The organism is Nocardia sp. CDC160, from assembly GCF_035818795.1.
Classification (GTDB): Bacteria; Actinomycetota; Actinomycetes; order Mycobacteriales; family Mycobacteriaceae; genus Nocardia.
This window is the reverse complement of the sequence record NZ_JAYKYT010000011.1, coordinates 145,538-163,833: the sequence shown is the minus strand read 5'-3', so window position 1 is coordinate 163,833 and position 18,296 is coordinate 145,538. Positions and strand designations below refer to the sequence as shown.

General features: G+C 69.1%; 16 protein-coding genes. 12 read left to right on the top strand and 4 right to left on the bottom strand.

Features of this window, described 5'->3' with window-relative positions:
- The first annotated feature begins 81 nt into the window (after positions 1 to 81).
- The 3 genes from VMT40_RS38465 to VMT40_RS38455 all read left to right on the top strand — a co-directional run bounded on the left by VMT40_RS38465 (position 82) and on the right by VMT40_RS38455 (position 5,394).
- A complete protein-coding gene (locus VMT40_RS38465) occupies positions 82 to 1,710 on the top strand; it encodes an IniB N-terminal domain-containing protein (protein ID WP_326364594.1) in 1,629 nt (542 codons plus the stop codon).
- A gap of 96 nt (positions 1,711 to 1,806) precedes the next feature.
- Positions 1,807 to 3,648 (top strand): dynamin family protein, encoded by a 1,842-nt coding sequence (locus tag VMT40_RS38460; RefSeq protein WP_326364613.1) that lies wholly within the window; start codon positions 1,807 to 1,809, stop codon positions 3,646 to 3,648.
- Positions 3,649 to 3,795: 147 nt separating this feature from the next.
- Positions 3,796 to 5,394, top strand: a complete 1,599-nt coding sequence (locus VMT40_RS38455; RefSeq protein WP_326364593.1) for a dynamin family protein — start codon at positions 3,796 to 3,798, stop codon at positions 5,392 to 5,394.
- Positions 5,395 to 5,401: 7 nt separating this feature from the next.
- Here the strand turns inward: VMT40_RS38455 and VMT40_RS38450 are convergent, their stop codons facing one another.
- A complete protein-coding gene (locus VMT40_RS38450; protein WP_326364592.1) occupies positions 5,402 to 6,562 on the bottom strand; it encodes a zinc-binding dehydrogenase in 1,161 nt (386 codons plus the stop codon).
- A gap of 105 nt (positions 6,563 to 6,667) precedes the next feature.
- The gene (locus VMT40_RS38445; protein ID WP_326364591.1) at positions 6,668 to 8,353 is read right to left on the bottom strand and encodes an MFS transporter; all 1,686 of its coding nucleotides are present in this window, start codon (positions 8,351 to 8,353) and stop codon (positions 6,668 to 6,670) included.
- A gap of 112 nt (positions 8,354 to 8,465) precedes the next feature.
- On the opposite strand from VMT40_RS38445, the gene VMT40_RS38440 reads away from it, so the two are divergent.
- The 3 genes from VMT40_RS38440 to VMT40_RS38430 all read left to right on the top strand — a co-directional run bounded on the left by VMT40_RS38440 (position 8,466) and on the right by VMT40_RS38430 (position 10,879).
- Positions 8,466 to 8,981, top strand: a complete 516-nt coding sequence (locus VMT40_RS38440) for a MarR family winged helix-turn-helix transcriptional regulator (protein WP_326364590.1) — start codon at positions 8,466 to 8,468, stop codon at positions 8,979 to 8,981.
- A gap of 71 nt (positions 8,982 to 9,052) precedes the next feature.
- Positions 9,053 to 9,928 carry a haloalkane dehalogenase gene (locus tag VMT40_RS38435; RefSeq protein ID WP_326364589.1) on the top strand — a complete coding sequence of 292 codons (876 nt, stop codon included), beginning with the start codon at positions 9,053 to 9,055 and terminating at the stop codon, positions 9,926 to 9,928.
- A 105-nt stretch (positions 9,929 to 10,033) separates the two neighbouring features.
- A complete protein-coding gene (locus VMT40_RS38430; protein WP_326364588.1) occupies positions 10,034 to 10,879 on the top strand; it encodes an RNA polymerase sigma factor in 846 nt (281 codons plus the stop codon).
- Here the strand turns inward: VMT40_RS38430 and VMT40_RS38425 are convergent.
- On the bottom strand, positions 10,868 to 11,359 hold the full coding sequence (locus VMT40_RS38425; RefSeq protein ID WP_326364587.1) for a winged helix-turn-helix transcriptional regulator: 492 nt from the start codon (positions 11,357 to 11,359) through the stop codon (positions 10,868 to 10,870). The two genes, VMT40_RS38430 and VMT40_RS38425, sit on opposite strands and share 12 nt — an antisense overlap.
- Positions 11,360 to 11,468: 109 nt before the next feature.
- Here VMT40_RS38425 and VMT40_RS38420 point away from each other — a divergent pair, with 109 nt between their 5' ends.
- Positions 11,469 to 11,954, top strand: a complete 486-nt coding sequence (locus VMT40_RS38420) for an SRPBCC family protein (RefSeq protein WP_326364586.1) — start codon at positions 11,469 to 11,471, stop codon at positions 11,952 to 11,954.
- 10 nt (positions 11,955 to 11,964) lie between these two features.
- Here VMT40_RS38420 and VMT40_RS38415 read toward each other — a convergent pair whose 3' ends face one another.
- On the bottom strand, positions 11,965 to 12,858 hold the full coding sequence (locus VMT40_RS38415; RefSeq protein ID WP_326364585.1) for an LLM class flavin-dependent oxidoreductase: 894 nt from the start codon (positions 12,856 to 12,858) through the stop codon (positions 11,965 to 11,967).
- 196 nt (positions 12,859 to 13,054) lie between these two features.
- On the opposite strand from VMT40_RS38415, the gene VMT40_RS38410 reads away from it, so the two are divergent.
- The 5 genes from VMT40_RS38410 (at position 13,055) to grpE (ending at position 18,266) form a co-directional block, all read left to right on the top strand.
- The gene (locus VMT40_RS38410; RefSeq protein WP_326364584.1) at positions 13,055 to 13,699 is read left to right on the top strand and encodes an endonuclease; all 645 of its coding nucleotides are present in this window, start codon (positions 13,055 to 13,057) and stop codon (positions 13,697 to 13,699) included.
- Between the two features lie 52 nt (positions 13,700 to 13,751).
- Positions 13,752 to 14,819 carry a DUF1707 SHOCT-like domain-containing protein gene (locus VMT40_RS38405; protein ID WP_326364583.1) on the top strand — a complete coding sequence of 356 codons (1,068 nt, stop codon included), beginning with the start codon at positions 13,752 to 13,754 and terminating at the stop codon, positions 14,817 to 14,819.
- Between the two features lie 8 nt (positions 14,820 to 14,827).
- The gene (locus tag VMT40_RS38400; protein WP_326364582.1) at positions 14,828 to 15,598 is read left to right on the top strand and encodes a DUF1707 SHOCT-like domain-containing protein; all 771 of its coding nucleotides are present in this window, start codon (positions 14,828 to 14,830) and stop codon (positions 15,596 to 15,598) included.
- A gap of 200 nt (positions 15,599 to 15,798) precedes the next feature.
- Positions 15,799 to 17,637: a molecular chaperone DnaK gene (gene dnaK, locus VMT40_RS38395; protein WP_326364581.1), complete on the top strand. Its 1,839-nt coding sequence runs from the start codon at positions 15,799 to 15,801 to the stop codon at positions 17,635 to 17,637.
- Entirely contained in the window at positions 17,634 to 18,266 is a 633-nt protein-coding gene (gene grpE / locus VMT40_RS38390) for a nucleotide exchange factor GrpE (protein WP_326364580.1), read from the top strand. The genes dnaK and grpE overlap by 4 nt, the downstream gene beginning before the upstream one ends.
- Positions 18,267 to 18,296 lie beyond the last annotated feature (30 nt).

Genomic DNA, 18,296 nt, shown 5'->3' with positions numbered 1-18,296 from the left:
AACGCGTCGCCTTCCTAACGTGAAAGGACATTCGAGCAGCGCGGGTCAGCGGGGCCCGCCCATCCAGGGAGACGATTTATCATGAGCCCCAACGCAATTCTCGAGTTCATCCTCAATCTGCTGCGCGACCACGCGGCCGCGGTCAGCTATTGCGAGAATCCGGGCGCGGCGCTGGCCGCCGCCGGACTGGACAATGTGACACCGGAGGACATCGCGGCCGTCGCGCCCATGGTGGCCGAATCCGCACTGGTTGCGGGAGGTTCGCAGCTGTCCGCCATCATCGCCGCGGGCGGCGCGACCGGTGTGAGCGCCGACACCGGGCTGGCGGCCGACACCGGCCTGGGAGTCGACACCGGCCTGGGAGTTGGGGCGGGCGTCAACGGCGGCCTCGGAACCAACGGCACCGTCGGCCTCGGCGACGTGACCGGGGTCAACCTCGGCACCACCGCCGCCAGCCAGGTCGTGCTCAACGGCGGCACCGACGCGGGCCTGGACTTGGGCCTGTCCAACAACATCGGCGCGGTCGTCGGAGCCGCCACCGACCTGGGCGCGGGATTGTCCGCGGGCCTGGGCGGCGCGCTCGGCGCGGCCGGTGATGTCGCCACCGGACTGGAAACCAATCTGGGCGGCGTCCTCGGCGCGCAGGCCGCGGCGGACCTGACCTCGGCCCTGGCCGGGGGAATCGAGGCGGGCGCGGGTCTGCAAACCGGCATCCAGGCCACCACCGACGCCTTCGCCAATGCCGGGGCCGACCTCACCACCGGCCTCACCGGCGCACTGAACACCGCCGCGGGTCTCGAAACCGGCCTCGGCACAAGCGTTTCCGCCGCCACCGACGCGGCCGCGGGCCTGCAAACCGGTCTGACCGGAGCCCTGAACTCCGCGGCGGACCTCGGCGCGGGCCTCCAGACGGGCCTCAGCGGCGCCGTCGACACGGGTGCGAACCTCGGTGCGGGCCTCGACACCGGTCTGCACACCGGCGCGGATCTGGGCGCACAGCTCGGAACCGGCTTGGAGACAGGCATTTCGGGTGTGAGCAATGTCGCGACCGGGATGGGTGCAGGGCTGCAGGGTGGCCTCGACACCGGTCTGCACACGGGCGCGGATCTGGGCGCACAGCTCGGAACCGGCTTGGAGACAGGCATTTCGGGCGTGGGCAACGCTGCGGCAGGGGTTGGCGCAGGGCTGCAGGGCGGCCTCGACACGGGTCTCCACACCGGAGCAGATCTGGGTGCGCAGCTCGGAAATGGGCTGGATGCGGGCATTTCGGGCATGGGGAATGTGGCGACCGGGGTGGGTGCGGGCCTGGATACGGGACTTTCGGGCGTGGGCAACGCTGCGACAGGGGTTGGTGCAGGGCTGCAGGGTGGTCTCGATACCGGTCTCCACACCGGCGCGGACTTGGGTGCGCAGGTTGGCAGTGGTTTGGAGACGGGCGTTTCCGGGGTGGGGAATGCTGCCACGGGAATCGGCACGAGTGTCGGGACCGGGCTGGATGCGGGGGTGCACGGTGGGGGTGCCGTGGATGCCGGGTTGCATGGGGCGGGCGCGAATCCTTGGGCGGGGGTGGATGTTTCGCAGGCGTTCGGGGGTGGGGTGCAGGCGCACGGGGCGGACGCGTCGCTGTTCGGCAGTGGTGCGGCGCACACCGGGGCGGATCTTGGAGTGCACGCCGGTGGGGACATCGTCGGCGACATGCTGCATTCCTAGGGCGAGGGGTCGCTCACCGCGGGTCGACCGCGGTGAGCGATGTCCTCTCGAAACAGAGACGGCTGGAATAGGTTCGGTGAGTAGGCAGTGACGAGCATGGTGGCGGCGAATCCGCTGCTGACGATGGTGCAGGAAACCATCGTGGTGGCGCGGGCCGCACAGCGCGGCGATCTGGTCGCCCGGCTGGAGACGGTGGCGGGCAAGGTGCGCGATCCGCGGCGGCGGATCCTGGTGGCCGGGTTGGGGAATCAGGGCAAGAGCCGATTCGTCAACGCGCTCGTCAATCTGGAGGTGTGCCCGGTCACGGACGACGCGACCACCACGGTCAGCACCGTGCTGTCCTATGGTCCGCAACCGCGCGCGACCGTGGTCGCGGCCGGTGGCGACGGTGCCGAGAACACTCGGGAACCGCTTCCGTTCGAGGCGATTCCGACGGTCGGCGCGCGCAGCCCGCAGGGCCGTGCCGTGCTGCGCCTCGAACTCGAGGCACCCAGTCCGCTGCTCGCCGACGGCATCGTGGTGGTGGACACCCCCGGTCTCGGCGCGCACGGAACCACCGGTACGGCAACCATTCTCGGCCAGGCCCCGGCGGCGGACGCGGTGCTGATGCTGACCGACGCCTCCACCGAGCTCACCGAGACCGAGGTCGATTTCCTGCGTCAGGTGCGGGAGCTCTGCCCGGCGGTCGCGGTCTTGGTCACCAAGATCGATCTGTATCCGCACTGGCGGCAGGTGTTCGAGGCCAATCGCAAGCATCTGCGCGCGGCCGACCTCGAGCTGCCCATGCTGCCGGTGTCGGCGGTCCTGCGCGCCCACGCCATGCGTCTGCGGGACGAGGGCCTGGGTCGCGAGTCCGGTTTCGGGCTGGTGTTCCAGTTCCTGCGCGAACAGGTGGTGGCCCGTGACCAGGCGGCCCTGCAACGCGCCGTCGCCCTCGACATCTCCTCGGCCGCGGAACATTTGGCCCTGGCCCTGGGCAGCGAACTCGTGGCCCTGCGCGATCCGGAGCGCGGTGCCGCCGCCATTCGCGAACTGCACACCGCCAAGGCCGAGGCCGAGAAACTGCATCGCCACACCGCCACCTGGCAGCAGACGCTGGGTGACGGCATCACCGACCTGGCCGGGGACATCGACCACGATCTGCGCGACCGGCTGCGCGATATCGCCCGCACCGCCGAGGACTGGATCGACGACCACGATCCGGGCCGCCACTGGGACAGCATCGACGAATGGCTCACCGCCACCGTGGGTTCGGCCGTCGGCGACAATCTGGTGTGGACCGGCACGCGGGCCGTGCGCCTGGCCGAGCGGGTGGCCGCGCATTTCACCGAGCTCGGCGCGGTGGATCTGCCGGAGGTCCGCGGCACGCTCGACGGCGCGTCGCGCACCGCGTCGTGCACGCTCGCCGATCTGGAACCCGATCTGGGCCTGAGTCACAAGCTCCTGGTCGGTGTGCGCGGCTCCTACGGCGGCGTGATCATGGCGGGCATGGTCGGGACCATGGCCGGGATGGCGCTGATCAATCCGCTGTCGCTGGGCGCGGGAGTGTTGTTGGGCGGCAAGGCCTTCAGCGATGACAAGAAGGCCCGGCTGGCCAAGCGCCGCGCCGACACCAAGCTGGCGGTGCGCCGCTACCTCGACGACATCGCCTTCCACGCGGGCAAGGAGACCAAGGACCGCCTGCACCGCATTCACCGGCTGCTGCGCGACCATTTCACCGCCATCGCCGACCGCACCCTGCGCTCCCTCGACGAATCCCTGCGCGCCGCCCAGGAAGCCGCGAACCTCGAGGCCGCCCGCCGCACCGAGCGCGCCGCCGACCTGGAACGCCGCCTGCGTGTGGTCGCCGAACTCCGCCACCACGCCAATGCCCTCCTCGGCCCCGAAGCTCAGGGCTCGCTGCCCCCGGGCACGCCGCCGCAGCTCCCGCCCGCTTGAGCCGACGGGCCGGGCATATGCGACGGGTCACCCCTCGGAACTGCGAATTCGGTGTGAGTCACCGCGCGATCTGCTAACGATTCGCCGGGGCGACGCGAATGCCTAGCGAATGCGTGGAGGTGCGGAGTGCTTCGGAATCGGGAGCCCATGAGGGACGACGCCAGCGGTGTCGGCTACGGGCTGGTGGCGGAGACTCGTGGGCTGGTGGCGGCCGCGCGGCGGGCGCTGGGCGATCGGCCGCGGGTGCGCGGGCAGTTGGACGAGTGCGCACGGCGATTGCACGAGCCGCTGCGGGTGGCCCTGGCGGGCCAGCTCAAGGCCGGTAAGTCGACGCTGTTGAACGCGCTGGTCGGGCAGGACATCGCGCCCACCGACGCGACCGAGTGCACGCGGCTGGTCACCTGGTATCGCCACGGGACCGCGCCGCGGGTCACCGCGCACGCCGCGGATGGCTCGCGCGCGGAGGTGGTGGTGCGGCGGGGTCGCGGGACCGAGGGCCTGCCGGGCGCGCACGGGCTCACATTCGATCTGTCGGCCGCGCGCTGGAATTCGCCGACGCCGCGCGAGGTGGATCACCTGGCCGTCGAGTGGCCGTCCGCGGAGCTGGCGCGGACCACCATCATCGATACGCCGGGCATCTCCTCGCTCTCGCGCGAGGTGTCGGCCCGCACCTCGCGGCTGCTCGCCCCGGGCGGCCCGGGCCCGGTGTTGTCGCCCGCCGACGCCGTGGTCTACCTGCTGCGCCGCCTCGACACCGCCGATGTCGACTTCCTGGAAAGCATCGGTGCCGGGTCGAGCGGGAGCGGCATTGCGCCCCAAGGATTCTCGGGTCCGCTCGGCGTGATCGGCGTGGTGTCGCGGGCCGATGAGATCGGGGCCGGGCGCATCGACGCCCTGCATTCCGCCCGCGACGTGGCTGCCCGTTTCGCGACCGAGCTGGAGCGAACCGGCCTGTGCCAGTCCGTGATTCCGGTCGCGGGCCTGCTCGCCTTCGCCGCCGCCACCTTGCGCCAGCGCGAATACGACGCCTTCGAGGCGCTGGCCGCGATTCCGGTGGACGAACTCACCGCGGCCCTGCTGTCCGCCGACCGCTTCGCCCACCCGGACCTGCCGCTGCCCGTGCCCGCCGAACTCCGCGCCCACCTGGCCGCGCGCTTCGGCCTGTTCGGCATCCGCCTGGCCGTCACCCTGATCCGTCTCGGGGTGCGCGGGGCCCAGGCCCTGGCCGCCGAACTCACCGACCGCAGCGGCCTCGACGAGCTGCGCACCGTCCTGGACGTCCAATTCGCCCAGCGCGCCGATGAATTGAAGGCGCATTCGGCCCTGACCGCCCTGTCCCGCATCCTCACCGCCAACCCGGGTACCGCCGCCGACACCCTGCTGCCCCGGGTGCGCACCCTGCTCGCGGACGTGCACGCGTTCGCGGAGCTGCGTCTGCTGGCTCACCTGCGCACCGACGAATTCCCCTTACCCCCGGCCGATCTCGCCGAACTGCACCGCCTCATCGGCGGCGCGGGCGTCTCGCCGACGCTGCGCCTGGGTCTGTCCGCGCACACCGATCTCCCCACCCAGCGTGAGGTCGCGCTGGCGGCCGTCCACACCTGGCGCACCCGCGCCCGTCACCCCCTGGCCGACCAGTCCTTCGCCAGCGCCTGCCTCACCGCCGCGCGGAGCGCCGAGGGTCTCCTGGACATCCTCCACGAGCCCCCGACCACGCCGTTTCCCGCGCTGCGGCGGGGCCACTAGTCAAGTCTCACGGCGTGATTCGAGAGCTGCTCGGGTCGACGAGGATCTTGGCGTGGTGGTCCGGGGACGCGAGGGTGGTGAAGGCGGTGTCGATGCCGTCGAGGCCGACCGTGCCGGTGATCAATGGGCCGGGATCGACCTTGCCGTCGGCGATCATGTGCAGGGTGTCGCGGAATTCGCCCGGATCGTAGCCGAGCACGAATCGAAGTTCGATCTCCTTGTTGATGGCCGTGGCAGGGTGGAAGGCGTCCTGCTGCATGCACACGCCGACGACCACTACTCGCGTCAATAGTGGTGCGGCCGTGAGGATCTGGTCGATGATGCCCGGAACGCCGACGCATTCGAAGACGACCGGTCCCGCGGGCCCTCGGTTGAGGCTGTGCATGACGCGGAACAGATACCACCACGGGAAGTTCGGGATGCGCCGCAGCCGCTCCATGGCGTCGAACCCGAGATTCAGCACGTCGGCCGCACCGGTGATACGCGGCTTCTTCGGCGTTGCCTCCCAGGGTGATTCGGTGTTCGGATCGACGACCACGTCCGCACCGCAGCGGCCCGCCAGTTCCCGGCGGCGGGGTGAGAAGTCACTGGCGATGACGGTGTGCACGCCCGCGGCCTTCAACATGGTGATGACCGCCAGCCCGATGGGCCCGCAGCCGATCACGAACGCGGTCTGCCCCTTGGTGATCCGACTCTTGCGCACCGCGTGCCAGGCCACGGCCATGGGTTCGGTGAGGGCCGCGTGATCGGGGGCCAAACCATTGGGCACCGGGAAGGTCATGGATTCCTGGACCACGACCTGTTCGGCGTAGCCGCCGGGTGCGTGGACCGACAGTCCGGTGAGTTCGGGCTGGCGCCCGGTGCGCAGGATGGGGAGCGCCACCACGGGCGTCCCGGGCTTCCAGCGACGCCGGGTGGCGGGCCCGTATTCGATGATCTCCCCGGTGAATTCGTGCCCCATGATCACCCGCTGGTCGGAGCGCATGAAGCGGTCGTAGCCGGTCGCGGCGGCCAGGTCGGCGAGTTCGTCGCAATGCACGCGGGCGTGCAGATCGGAGCCGCAGATGCCGCAGCGGGTCACGCTGATCAGCACTTGGCCCGGACCGGGCACCGGGGTCGGCAGGTCCTCGACCTGGAATTCGCCCTTGCTGACCACGGTCGCGCGCATGCCTGACTCCTGTCCGAAAGACGGTGACAGTGTGGATTCTTCACCGACGCGCGCCACGGGTCCGGTGAATCACCGAACCCGCGGCCGCTTTTGTCCGGATACCGGTCAGACGGTGACGAGTTCCTCGTCGTCCGCCTCGATCTCGTGCTGTTCGAGCCGGGTGTCGCGCGGCAGAGCCAGGAATCCGAGGCAGACCAGCGCCATCAGCCCGATGCCCCACACCATCGTGTAGTCGAAGGTGTGCGCGAAGTTGACGGCGTTCGCGTCCTTGCCCGCGCTGGCTAGGGTCTGGGCAATGCGCGGATCACCGGGCGTGGACTGGCAACTGGCCGGAACCACCGACGGATCCACCTCGGCGGACCGATCCCGCACGCAGGCCCGGAAGCCCGCGAGGATCTGGTCTTGGGCCGGTTCCGGCAAACCGGTCGCCGCCAGCTCGGTCCGGGTCTGCGCCGCAACCGAATCCACGCCGCGCGCCGAATCGTGGTCCAGCTGCGCGAAGAACAGAATCCCGACCAGCGCCACGCCGAGCGCCATCCCCAACTGCTGCCCGGTGTTCAGCAGCCCGGACGCGGCCCCGGCCTCGCGGTCGGGAATCTGCCCGAGCAGCATGTCGATGGTCGGCGCGACCACGATGCCGAATCCGATGCCGGTGACCAGCAGCGGCAACACCATTTGCCAGGAGGCGAAATCGGATTCGTAGTGCGCGGCCATGGCCCCGTACAGCCCGAAACCGCCCATGGTGATCAGCCCGCCCGCCAGCAGCACCCACTTGCCGAACCTGGGCGCCAGCACGCTCACCGAGACGCCCGCGCCAATGCCCGCGCCGACCGCGAAGAACACCGAGGTGAGCCCGGCCCGCATGGGCGACCAGCCCAGTCCGGCCTGCATGAACAGCGTCCAGATGAGGAAGAAGCCGCCGAAGCCGATCCAGAACAGCCCCCAGCTGGCCAGGCCCACGGTGAACGGCCGGGACCGGAACAGCTCCAGGTCGATCAGCGGCGACCCGACGGTCCGCGCCCGCCACCGCTCGTACACGCCGAAGACGACGAACGTCAGGGCGGCCGCGCCCATCATGACGAAAGTCCAGGCGGGCCAATGCAATCGGCGTCCCTCGGTGAGCGGGTACACCAGCAACAGCACCGCGGAGACGGCCAGCACCATGCCCACGATGTCCAACCGCGGCGCGTGCGTGGACCGGGAATCCCGCATCACCACGGCCGCGGCGGCCAGCGCCGCGACGCCGACCGGCACGTTCACCAGGAAGATGGGCCGCCAACCCAGATCCAGCAGATTCCACTGCACCAGCAGCCCGCCCAGCGACAGCCCCACCGCGGAGGCGGACCCGCCGACCCCGCTGTAGATGGCGATCGCCTTGGCGCGCTCGCTCTTCGGGAAGGTGACCCGGATGATGGCCAGGATCTGCGGCACCATGAGCCCGGCCATCGCGCCCTGCACGAAGCGGGAGCCGATGAGCAGGGCGGGTGACGAGGCGATGCCGCAGGCCAGCGAGGCCGCGGTGAATCCGGCCATGCCGACCAGGAACAGCCGCTTGCGGCCGTAGATGTCGCCGAGGCGGCCGCCGGTGATCAGCACCGCCGCGAAGGACAGCACGTAGGCGGCGATGATCCATTCGATCTCGGAGTAGGCCGCGCCCAGATCCCGCTGAATGCTGGGCACGGCCACATTGACGATGGTGACGTCGAGCAGGTCCATGAATCCGGCGGCCAGCACGACGGCGAAGGCGATCCAGCGGCGTGGATCGAGGGTGGGTGAGATGTCGGTTTCCACTGCGAACTCTCTTCGGTGCGGTGAGTGTGGCGGGCCCATTCAAACTATGCACCTGAAGTGATTATCAATCAAGAGTGCAATCACTGTGCGGGCATTGAGGTAGGCTGTGTGGGTGAACGACGTCGATCCCAAGCGCCTCCCGCTGTTCGAAAGTGCCGCATTCCTGCTGGGCCAGTTGGGGTCTCACTCGTCCTACCGCTTCGATCAGCTGCTCACCCCCCTGGGCATCAAGCCGCCGCAGTACGGCACGCTGCGCCTGCTCGAGGCCAATGACGGCCGGACTCAGCAGCAGCTGTGCGAGGCGCTCGGCATTCACCGCAATGTCATGGTCAGCCTGATCGACGCCCTCGAGAAGCGGGGCCTGGTCGAGCGGCGTCGCCACCCCGTCGACCGCCGCGCCCACGCGGTGCATCTGCTGCCCGCCGGACGCGAAATGATCGCTCGCGCGGGTGAAATCGCCGATGGCCTTAACGCCGAACTGCTGGCCCCGCTCGACCCGGAGGACCGGCCGCGGGTGCTGGCCATGTTGCAGCGCATGGCCGTCGGCGCGGGGATGACGCCGGGCGTGCACCCGGGCCTGACGGTCGAGCCCGGGACCATGCCGATGTATGACCCACATCACATCTGAGGACTGTCACAGTCCGTCTCGGCGTGTGTCCAACCGGGTGTAGGCAAAACCAACCCGGAAGGACACCGGCGATGGCCACCATCGACATCCTGGACTCGTTCATCAACTACACCGACACCGGCAGCGGTGCCGTCCCCGTCGTCTTCCTGCACGGCAACCCCACGTCCTCCTACCTGTGGCGCAACGTGATTCCCCACGTCAGCGGCGAAACCCGGGCGCTGGCACCGGATCTCATCGGCATGGGGGCCTCCGGCAAGCCCGAGAGCGACTACCGGTTCGTCGACCACGCCCGCTACCTGGACGCCTGGTTCGACGCCCTGGGCCTCGACGACGTCGTGATCGTGGGCCACGACTGGGGCGGCGCGCTCGGCATGGACTTCGCCGCCCGGCATCCGGGCCAGGTGCGCGGCATCGCCGTGGTGGAGACGTTCCTGCGGCCGCTGCGCTGGTCGGACCTGCCGCCGCAGGGCGAGCAGCTGTTCCGTCGCTTCTGGTCGCCCGAGGGCGAGAAGATGATCCTCGAGGACAATATGTTCATCGAATTCAACCTGCCCACCGCGATTCCCGGCCTGACCGCCGAGGCGCACGACGCGTACCGCGCGCCGTACCCGACCCCGGAGACCCGCAAGCCGATGCTGGTGTGGCCGCGGGAATTCCCGATTCTCGACGAGCCGGGCGATACGGTCGCGATCGTCGAGAACTACGACCGCTGGATGGCCGACACCCCCGAGGTGCCCAAACTGATCATGCATGTGGATCAGGGTGTGGGCCTGGGCTCGCCCGAGGTGGTGGGCTGGGCCGCGCGGACCTTCGCGGCCGCCGAGACCGTGAATATCGGTGCGGCCGGGCATCACTGCCCGGAGGAGCGGCCGGACGAGATCGGCACGGCGGTCGCCGACTGGATTCGCCGCCACGCGCTGCTCGGCAGCCCGGCCGAAGTCCGATAGGTCGGATTTCGCACCGGACCGGTGCGACCGGTTAGCCTGGATTCGCCGTGGCAGGGCTGATCGCGGGGCACCGCACGGGTGCCCCGCGATCCCTATGCTGGCGTTATGGACACCGGGCAGGACATCGACGAACGCGCACTCGTGGCCCGGGCCGTCGGGGGTGATCGCGCCGCCGTCTCGGATGTCGTTCGGCTGCTGCAGGATCCGATCTACCGGCTGGCGCTGCGCATGGTGTGGCGGCCCGCCGATGCCGAGGACGCCACCCAGGAGATCCTGCTCCGGGTGCTCGGCCATCTCGACACCTTCCGCGGCGAGGCCAAGTTGACCACGTGGGCCTATCGGATCGGCGTCAACTATCTGCTGAATCTGAAGCGGCAGACACCGCAGGAGGCGCGGCAGCTCAGCCTCGACGAATACAGCGAAGGGCTGAAAGACGGTCTGGCGGAGGAGGATTACCGCGGGCCCGAGGCCGCGCTGCTCACCCATGAAACCCGACTGAACTGCAGTCAGGCCATGCTGCAATGCCTCGGCCGCGACGAGCGAGTCGCCTATGTGCTCTCCGACGTCTTCGAGGTGAGCTCCGAGGAGGCCGCCTGGATCGTCGGCGCGACACCCGCCGCGTATCGGAAACGGGTGGAGCGGGCCAAGAAACGGCTCGGCAATTTCCTGTCCTCGACCTGTGGGCTGGCGAATCCGGAGGCCTTCTGCCGGTGTTCGCGGCGAGTCGCGAAGGCGGTGGAGCTGGGGCGCGTGGATCCGCGGCGTCCGGCGTTCGCCGGGCACCCGATCACGCCGGGCGGGCGCGGGGTCGAGGAGGCCGAACGGCAGATGGTCCGGCTGCACGATGCCGCCGCCGTCTTCGGGACGCACCCGGATTACGCTGCGCCGCAGGCGAAAATGGCGGCCATCGCGGGTCTGCTGGCCTCCGGTCGGTTCCCGCTACTGGACTGAGACGGCCGCGCCGAACTTCTTCTCGCCGAACTTCTTCTCGTAGGCCCAGGGGGCCAGTTCGGCGGTCACCGCCGTGAGCTCGGGCGTGGTGTCGCAGTCCGAACACTCCAGGCGCACGGCGACTTCCCCGCCGCAGCCGGTGTGCCGGTAGGTGACCGGCGGGCCGTCGGGCGCGGCCCAGGTGTCACCCCACGCGGTGAGCGCGAGAATGACCGGCTCGAGGTCCCGGCCCTTCGGGGTCAGCAGGTATTCGGTGTGGCCGGTTCCGCCGCGCTGTTCGAAGATCCCGGCCTCGACGAATTCCGCGAGCCGCTTGGTGAGGATGTTCGGCGCGATGCCCAGGCCGCGTTGGAACTCGGTGAACCGCGTCATGCCCGCGAACATGGCGTTGCGAATGATGAGCAGGCTCCAGCGTTCGCCCACGATCTCCAGCGTGCGCGCGGCCGAGCAGACCTCTCCCTCGTACATGCGTCCCAACATGTCTCCAGGGTGTCGGATCCGCTTGTGTGATGCAAGCAGGCGCGCTATCGTCATGAAAGTAGGCAGGTAAATGCCTGCATAAACTCGCCCCTGAGGAACGGGATCCGTCATGACCGATCAGAACTTCACCGTCAGCTTCACCGTCGATCGCACGCCCGCCGAGGTCTTCGCCGCCGTCCTCGATCCGCGCGCGTGGTGGTCGGTCGACATTCAAGGAGACACCGAGAAGGTCGGTGACACCTTCGATTACGAGGTCCCGGGCGTGCACCGCAGCCGGATCGAGCTGACCGAGGTGGTGCCGGACCGCACGGTGGTCTGGCTGGTCAAGGAGAACCGCATGTCGTTCGTCCAGGACCAGACCGAATGGGTGAACAACGAAATCCACTTCGATATCTCGGAATCCGACGGCGGCACCGAACTCCGCTTCACGCAGATCGGATTGGTGCCCGCCTATGAGTGCTACGACGCCTGCAGCCCGGCGTGGAGCTACTACGTCACCCGGAGCCTGCGTGAGCTGATCGCCACCGGCGTCGGTCTGCCCGATCAGCTTCCCGGTCAGGCCGAGGCGATCGCGGCCGTCTCGGGAACGTGGTGACGGTCCCGTTTCAGCTGTCGCCCAGCAGTTTTCGCGCGAGCGGCACCACCTGGCGCGCGAAGCGCTGCACCTGATCCACGTCGAAGCCGGGCGGCCAGTAGATGAAGGTGTCGAATCCGGCCTCGTAGGCCAGTCGCGCGATGAGGTCGGCCCACTCTTGCGGCGAGCCGTGAATCGGATCGGAGCCACGCGGATTCGGATGCAGCGGACGATCGCTCACCACACCCGGCAGCGCCGCCAGCCGGGTGATGGTGCGCGGATCGCGGCCCACCGAGCGAGCCGCCGCGTCGATGCGGACATTGGCGTCGGCCCACTGCTCCCACGGCATCCAATTCGGCAGCGGCGCAACCCATCCGTCCGCGGCCGAACCGATCAGATCCAGGGCGTGCGGGCCCATGGCGCCCAGCCAGATGCCGATGGGGTGCGCGGGCGCGGGTCCGCCCTCGATCCCCTGCACGGTGTATTCCGTACCCACTACCGAAACCAGTTGTCCCGGACGCCATTGCGCGCGGATGATGGCGATCGCCTCGGCGAGTGCCATGAGGGCGGCGCGCCCCTTGCGCGCCGGTCCGCCCATGCCGACTACGCCGCTCTCGAAAGCGCCCGTCCCCAAACCCAATTCGAAACGCCCGCCGCTGAGCACGTCGAAGGTGGCGGCCTGTTTGGCGATCATGGCCGGGGTGCGCAAGGGCAGATTCGCCACCCCCGGATAGAGGCTCACCCGGCCGGTGGCCGCCAGGCACGCGCCGATCACCGCGAAGGTGTCGGCGAACTGCGCGTTGTACGGATGATCCTGAATGGCCACCAGATCCAGCCCGTCGGCATCGGCGGCCAGGGCCATGTCGATGACGTCCGGCAGCGCGGCCGCGACGGGCGGGATCGAAATGCCGAACCGTGCCTTCATCACGCCTCCTCACCAGCGGAAATCCACGAATTCGATCTTCATGGGCGCACCGGCCGATACCCGGCATTTCGGACGTCGGCCCGGCGATCGGGCGTGTCTGCGCGGCGGGTCGAGGGGTGTGGCCGATTTCCATTGGCAAACACTGGGTTGCGAGCGGCGTAACCGGGCATGCCCACGGGAGAAAGGCAGGTGCCGCATGAACGATCACGACACGGTGCGAAGGCTGCTGCATCGCGCCGGAACCAGCTACGCCGCCGAGGCCGGAATTCGGCTGGCCGACCGGCCCGCGCCCCTGTTCCAACTCCTGATGCTGGCGCAACTGCTCGGCCACCGAATCTCCGCCGATATCGCGGTGGCCGCGGCCCGGGAACTGCTCGCCGCCGGATACACCACCCCGCGCCGGGTGGCCGAGGCCGAATGGTCCGATCTGGTCCTGACGCTCGGCCGCGCCCATTTCGTCCGCTACGACGAATCCACCGCGACGCGCCTGATCGCCAACGCGTCCGACCTGGTCGCCGAATGGTCCGGCGATATGCGCGGGCTCGCAGCCGAATCCGAGCACGATCCCGCCCGCCTGGCCCAACTGCTCCAGCACTTCAAGGGCATCGGCCCGGTCGGCGCGGACATCTATCTGCGCGAGGTCCAGGACACCTGGACCTGGGTGCGTCCGTATTTCGACGACCGCGCCCGCCGGGGCGCGTCCGACCTCGACCTTCCGACCGACGCCGCCGCCCTCGATCGCCTCAACCCCACCGGTCGGGACGCCGACCTCGCCGCCGCGCTGGTGCGTGTCACCCTCGATCACCACCTGCGCGACGAAATCCGGTCGGAGGCCAGGTAGCGGGAGGTTCGAAGCCGCGCGGTCGGCACCGATTGCGTCTACGATCCCGGGCGTGAGCTCCCAATCGTCCGGATCGGCCGGGGATGCGGCCGCGTCTGGGCGGATGCGGGCGCGCGACATCGACCGGGTCGAGGCCCGGTCGCTGCTCGACGCCGCCTACGCGGAAGGGGAGCTGGGCACCGAGGAGTATCACCAGCGGTCGGAGCGGGCACAGCGGGCACAGACACTCGGCGAACTGCAGGCGCTCATCGGCGATCTCCAGCCGAGCACCAAGACCGTGGATCTCACACCCGCCCGGAAGCGGACACGGCGGAGCGGCGGGGGCTATCCGCCGAGCACCCGGGCGCGCGACAGCGACCGGCAGGCCGCCTGCGCGCTGCTCGACGCCGGGCTGGCCGACGGGCAACTGACCGCCGCCGACCATCGCACCCTCACCGAACTTGCCGGTGAGGCAAAGACTTTGGGTGACCTGGCGCAGCTCACCGATGATCTGCAACGTGCCGCGGACGCCCCGGGGGATCCCGTGCCACCCAAATCCCGGCGCGAGACCTGGTTCACCGCCGGGGTCGTGGCGGCCAGCATCCTGGTCGCCGTGGGCACGTTCCTGGCGGTGGACCGGCCCGCGTCCGCACCGGCCGGACCGCCCAAGGTGGATATCGGCATCGTCCAGCCGCTGGTGCTGCCGCGGCCGAAACTGACCACCGCCGAAGGCATTTCGTATTTCATCTCCGCCTATCGCGCGAAGTTCGGCGACACGATCGTCGACGAGGCCGATCTGTTCCCGGACTACGCCGTGGTGACCCGGGGCACCCAGGCGAACCGCAAGGTGCGCTACACCTTTCGCGGCGGCTTCGACCAGGGCGACAACCCGCAGACCCGGCCGCCGACGACCCCGACCGTGGATCTGGCCGCCGTGAACGTGGCCGCCATCGCGGCCCTGCTGGCCCAGGCCCCCGCCCTGACCAAGGTGGATCAGGGCGCGGTCAGCTACCTCGATATCGAGGGCGGTGCCAGCGGCCCCATCGTCCGAATCTACGTGGGCAACAAGGCCGGAGAGAACGGCTATGTCGAGGCCGCTCCGGACGGCCGGATCGTGCGCACCCTGGCGTTCGGGGGATAGGCGAGACCATGGCTGATGCACGCTCCCAGGGGTTACGTGCCCGCGACACCGATCGCGTGGACGCCTGCGCCCTGCTCGACGCCGCCCGCGAATCCGGCGAACTCACCGCCGCCGAGCACGCCGAACGCACCGCGAAGGCCATGTCCGCCACCACCTTCGGTGATCTGGACGAGGTGCTGTCGGATCTGCAGATTCCCCGTAATCTGGTGAATTCGCCCGTGGTGCGGCCGAATCGGCGCGGGCCCTCGACCCGGTGGCGGGTCGCCGCCGCGATCGTGGTGGCCGCGGCCCTGCTCGGCGCGTTCGCGGGCTGCGTATCCCGCACGGCCGCACCGAAACCCGCGCTGCCCGACCCGACCACCGGGCCGGGGCTGGCCAGTTTCGTCACGGCCTACAAGGATCACTTCGGCGACACCCAGGCCGATCAGGTGCTGCTCTATCCCGAATACGTGTTGATCGAGCGCCGCCAGGATCCGGCCGCGCCGCGCGATGCGCACATCCGGTACGACGGCACCTTCCGTTCCTATGGCGATGTCGCACGGTCCCCGGGCACCGACATCTTCGATCTGTCGGCCCTGGACATCCGGAAGGTGGCCCCGCTGCTGGCCGGTGCCCCGCAGTCGGTGGGCGTCCCGAACGGCCGAATCAGCCATGTGCAGATCGCCCGCGGCGCGGACGGCAATCCCGTGGTCTCCGTCTACGTCGCCGACGGCTCGGTCAGCGGCTGGCTCGCGATGACCGCCAAGGGCGAGCCCATGGCCGTCTATCCGCCGAGCTGATCCACAAAACTTTTTTCCGGCACGTGGAATAGATGACGTGCGTCTCCCGTTGGCACAGGTCAGCAAGGTTGAGCGAGTTGGACTCAAGTTGGAGTTGCGCACCGCCCGAAGCGGAGGCAGGATTGAGCCGACCACGCTCAGTGTTACCCGGATCAAACGATCCGATGGTTACTGGGATGAAGGACAACAGGAGGAACACCATGGCTCGTGCGGTCGGTATCGACCTCGGGACCACGAACTCTGTCATCGCCGTTCTCGAAGGCGGCGAGCCGGTCGTCGTGGCCAATTCGGAAGGATCGCGCACCACCCCGTCGATCGTCGCGTTCGCCAAGAACGGTGAGGTGCTCGTCGGCCAGCCCGCCAAGAACCAGGCCGTCACCAATGTCGACCGCACCATCAAGTCCGTCAAGCGCCACATGGGCGAGGACTGGACGGTCGAGATCGACGGCAAGAAGTACACCCCGCAGGAGATTTCCGCGCGCACGCTCATGAAGCTGAAGCGCGACGCCGAGGCCTACCTCGGTGAGGAGATCACCGACGCGGTCATCACCGTCCCCGCCTACTTCGAGGACGCCCAGCGCCAGGCCACCAAGGAGGCCGGACAGATCGCGGGCCTGAACGTCCTGCGCATCGTCAACGAGCCCACCGCGGCCGCGCTGGCCTACGGCCTCGACAAGGGCGACAAGGAACAGACCATCCTGGTCTTCGACCTCGGTGGTGGCACCTTCGACGTCTCCCTGCTGGAGATCGGCGAGGGCGTCGTCGAGGTCCGCGCCACCTCCGGTGACAACCACCTCGGTGGCGACGACTGGGACGAGCGCATCGTCAGCTGGCTGGTCGACAAGTTCAAGGGCACCTCGGGCATCGACCTGACCAAGGACAAGATGGCCATGCAGCGCCTGCGCGAGGCCGCGGAGAAGGCGAAGATCGAGCTGAGCTCCTCGCAGAGCACCTCGATCAACCTGCCCTACATCACCGTCGACGCGGACAAGAACCCGCTGTTCCTCGACGAGCAGCTGACCCGCGCCGAGTTCCAGAAGATCACCTCCGATCTGCTGGACCGCACCCGCAAGCCGTTCGCCTCGGTCATCAAGGACGCCGGTATTTCCGTCGGCGACATCGATCACGTTGTGCTCGTTGGTGGTTCGACCCGTATGCCCGCGGTCTCCGACCTGGTCAAGGAGCTGACCGGCGGCAAGGAGCCCAACAAGGGCGTGAACCCGGACGAGGTCGTCGCCGTTGGCGCCGCCCTGCAGGCCGGTGTGCTCAAGGGTGAGGTCAAGGACGTCCTGCTGCTCGATGTCACCCCGCTGTCGCTGGGCATCGAGACCAAGGGCGGCGTGATGACCAAGCTCATCGAGCGCAACACCACCATTCCGACCAAGCGCTCGGAGACCTTCACCACGGCCGACGACAACCAGCCGTCCGTGCAGATCCAGGTCTTCCAGGGTGAGCGCGAGATCGCCTCGCACAACAAGCTGCTCGGCTCGTTCGAGCTGACCGGCATCCCGCCGGCCCCGCGCGGCGTGCCGCAGATCGAGGTCACCTTCGACATCGACGCCAACGGCATCGTCCACGTGACGGCCAAGGACAAGGGCACCGGCAAGGAGAACACGATCAAGATCCAGGACGGCTCCGGCCTGTCCAAGGAGGAGATCGACCGGATGGTGAAGGACGCCGAGGCGCACGCGGCCGAGGACAAGGCGCGTCGCGAGGAGGCGGAGACCCGCAACCAGGCCGAGTCGCTGGTGCACCAGACCGAGAAGTTCATCAAGGACAACGAGGACAAGGTCCCGGCGGACGTCAAGACCAAGGTCGAGGCGGCCATCGCGGAGGCCAACGACGCGCTGAAGGGCACCGATATCGCGGTCATCAAGACCGCGGTGGAGAAGCTCGCCACCGAGTCGCAGGCGCTGGGCCAGGCCATCTACGAGGCCTCGGCCGCGGACCAGGCCGCCCAGGGCAATGGCGCCTCCGCGCCGCAGTCCGATGACACCGTGGTGGACGCCGAGGTGGTCGAGGAGCCTGAGAAGAAGTGACGAACCAGAACCCGGAACCAACCATTGATCCGGCTGAGTTCGAGGGGCGCTTCGCGCCTACGGGTGAGGTCTTCGAGGCCGCGGCGGACGACGCCGCGGCCGCGGAGGCCGAGGGTTCCCCCGAGGTGAGCGAGGATGCCCTCGCCGACGCGATCACGGCCGAATTGGCCGAGCGCACAGCCGATCTGCAGCGTCTGACGGCGGAGTACGCCAACTACCGCCGTCGGGTCGAGCGGGACCGCAAGGTCACCATCGACACCGCCAAGGCCGCGGTGGTCAGTGAACTGCTGCCCGTGCTCGACGATCTGGACCGCGCGCGGGCCCACGGCGACCTGGACAACGGGCCGCTCAAGTCGGTGGCGGACAAGCTCGTCACCGCCCTGCAGAAGCAGGGTCTCGAGGAGTTCGGCGTGGAGGGCGAGCCCTTCGACCCGACCCTGCACGAGGCCGTGCAGCACGAGGGCAGCGGCGCGGACCCGGTGCTGGGCATGGTGATGCGCAAGGGCTACCGCTTCGGCGATCGCGTGCTGCGGCACGCGCTGGTCGGCGTGACCGACGGTGTGGCGGATTCGGCTGCGGCGCAGTCGGATACGACGAACGCTGGCACCGATGCCGCTGGCACTGATTAACAACACCCCGACGCCCCCGGCGTCATCTAC

Bases quoted from the DNA above. Each gene is read 5' to 3' on its own strand.
- VMT40_RS38425 (WP_326364587.1), bottom strand. From the start codon at position 11,359: ATGTTGGGACGCATGTACGAGGGAGAGGTCTGCTCGGCCGCGCGCACG.
- VMT40_RS38420 (WP_326364586.1), top strand. From the start codon at position 11,469: ATGACCGATCAGAACTTCACCGTCAGCTTCACCGTCGATCGCACGCCC.
- VMT40_RS38435 (WP_326364589.1), top strand. From the start codon at position 9,053: ATGGCCACCATCGACATCCTGGACTCGTTCATCAACTACACCGACACC.
- VMT40_RS38455 (WP_326364593.1), top strand. From the start codon at position 3,796: ATGAGGGACGACGCCAGCGGTGTCGGCTACGGGCTGGTGGCGGAGACT.
- VMT40_RS38400 (WP_326364582.1), top strand. From the start codon at position 14,828: ATGGCTGATGCACGCTCCCAGGGGTTACGTGCCCGCGACACCGATCGC.
- VMT40_RS38460 (WP_326364613.1), top strand. From the start codon at position 1,807: ATGGTGGCGGCGAATCCGCTGCTGACGATGGTGCAGGAAACCATCGTG.
- dnaK (WP_326364581.1), top strand. From the start codon at position 15,799: ATGGCTCGTGCGGTCGGTATCGACCTCGGGACCACGAACTCTGTCATC.
- VMT40_RS38430 (WP_326364588.1), top strand. From the start codon at position 10,034: ATGGACACCGGGCAGGACATCGACGAACGCGCACTCGTGGCCCGGGCC.
- VMT40_RS38450 (WP_326364592.1), bottom strand. From the start codon at position 6,562: ATGCGCGCGACCGTGGTCAGCAAGGGCGAATTCCAGGTCGAGGACCTG.
- VMT40_RS38410 (WP_326364584.1), top strand. From the start codon at position 13,055: ATGAACGATCACGACACGGTGCGAAGGCTGCTGCATCGCGCCGGAACC.
- VMT40_RS38465 (WP_326364594.1), top strand. From the start codon at position 82: ATGAGCCCCAACGCAATTCTCGAGTTCATCCTCAATCTGCTGCGCGAC.
- VMT40_RS38415 (WP_326364585.1), bottom strand. From the start codon at position 12,858: ATGAAGGCACGGTTCGGCATTTCGATCCCGCCCGTCGCGGCCGCGCTG.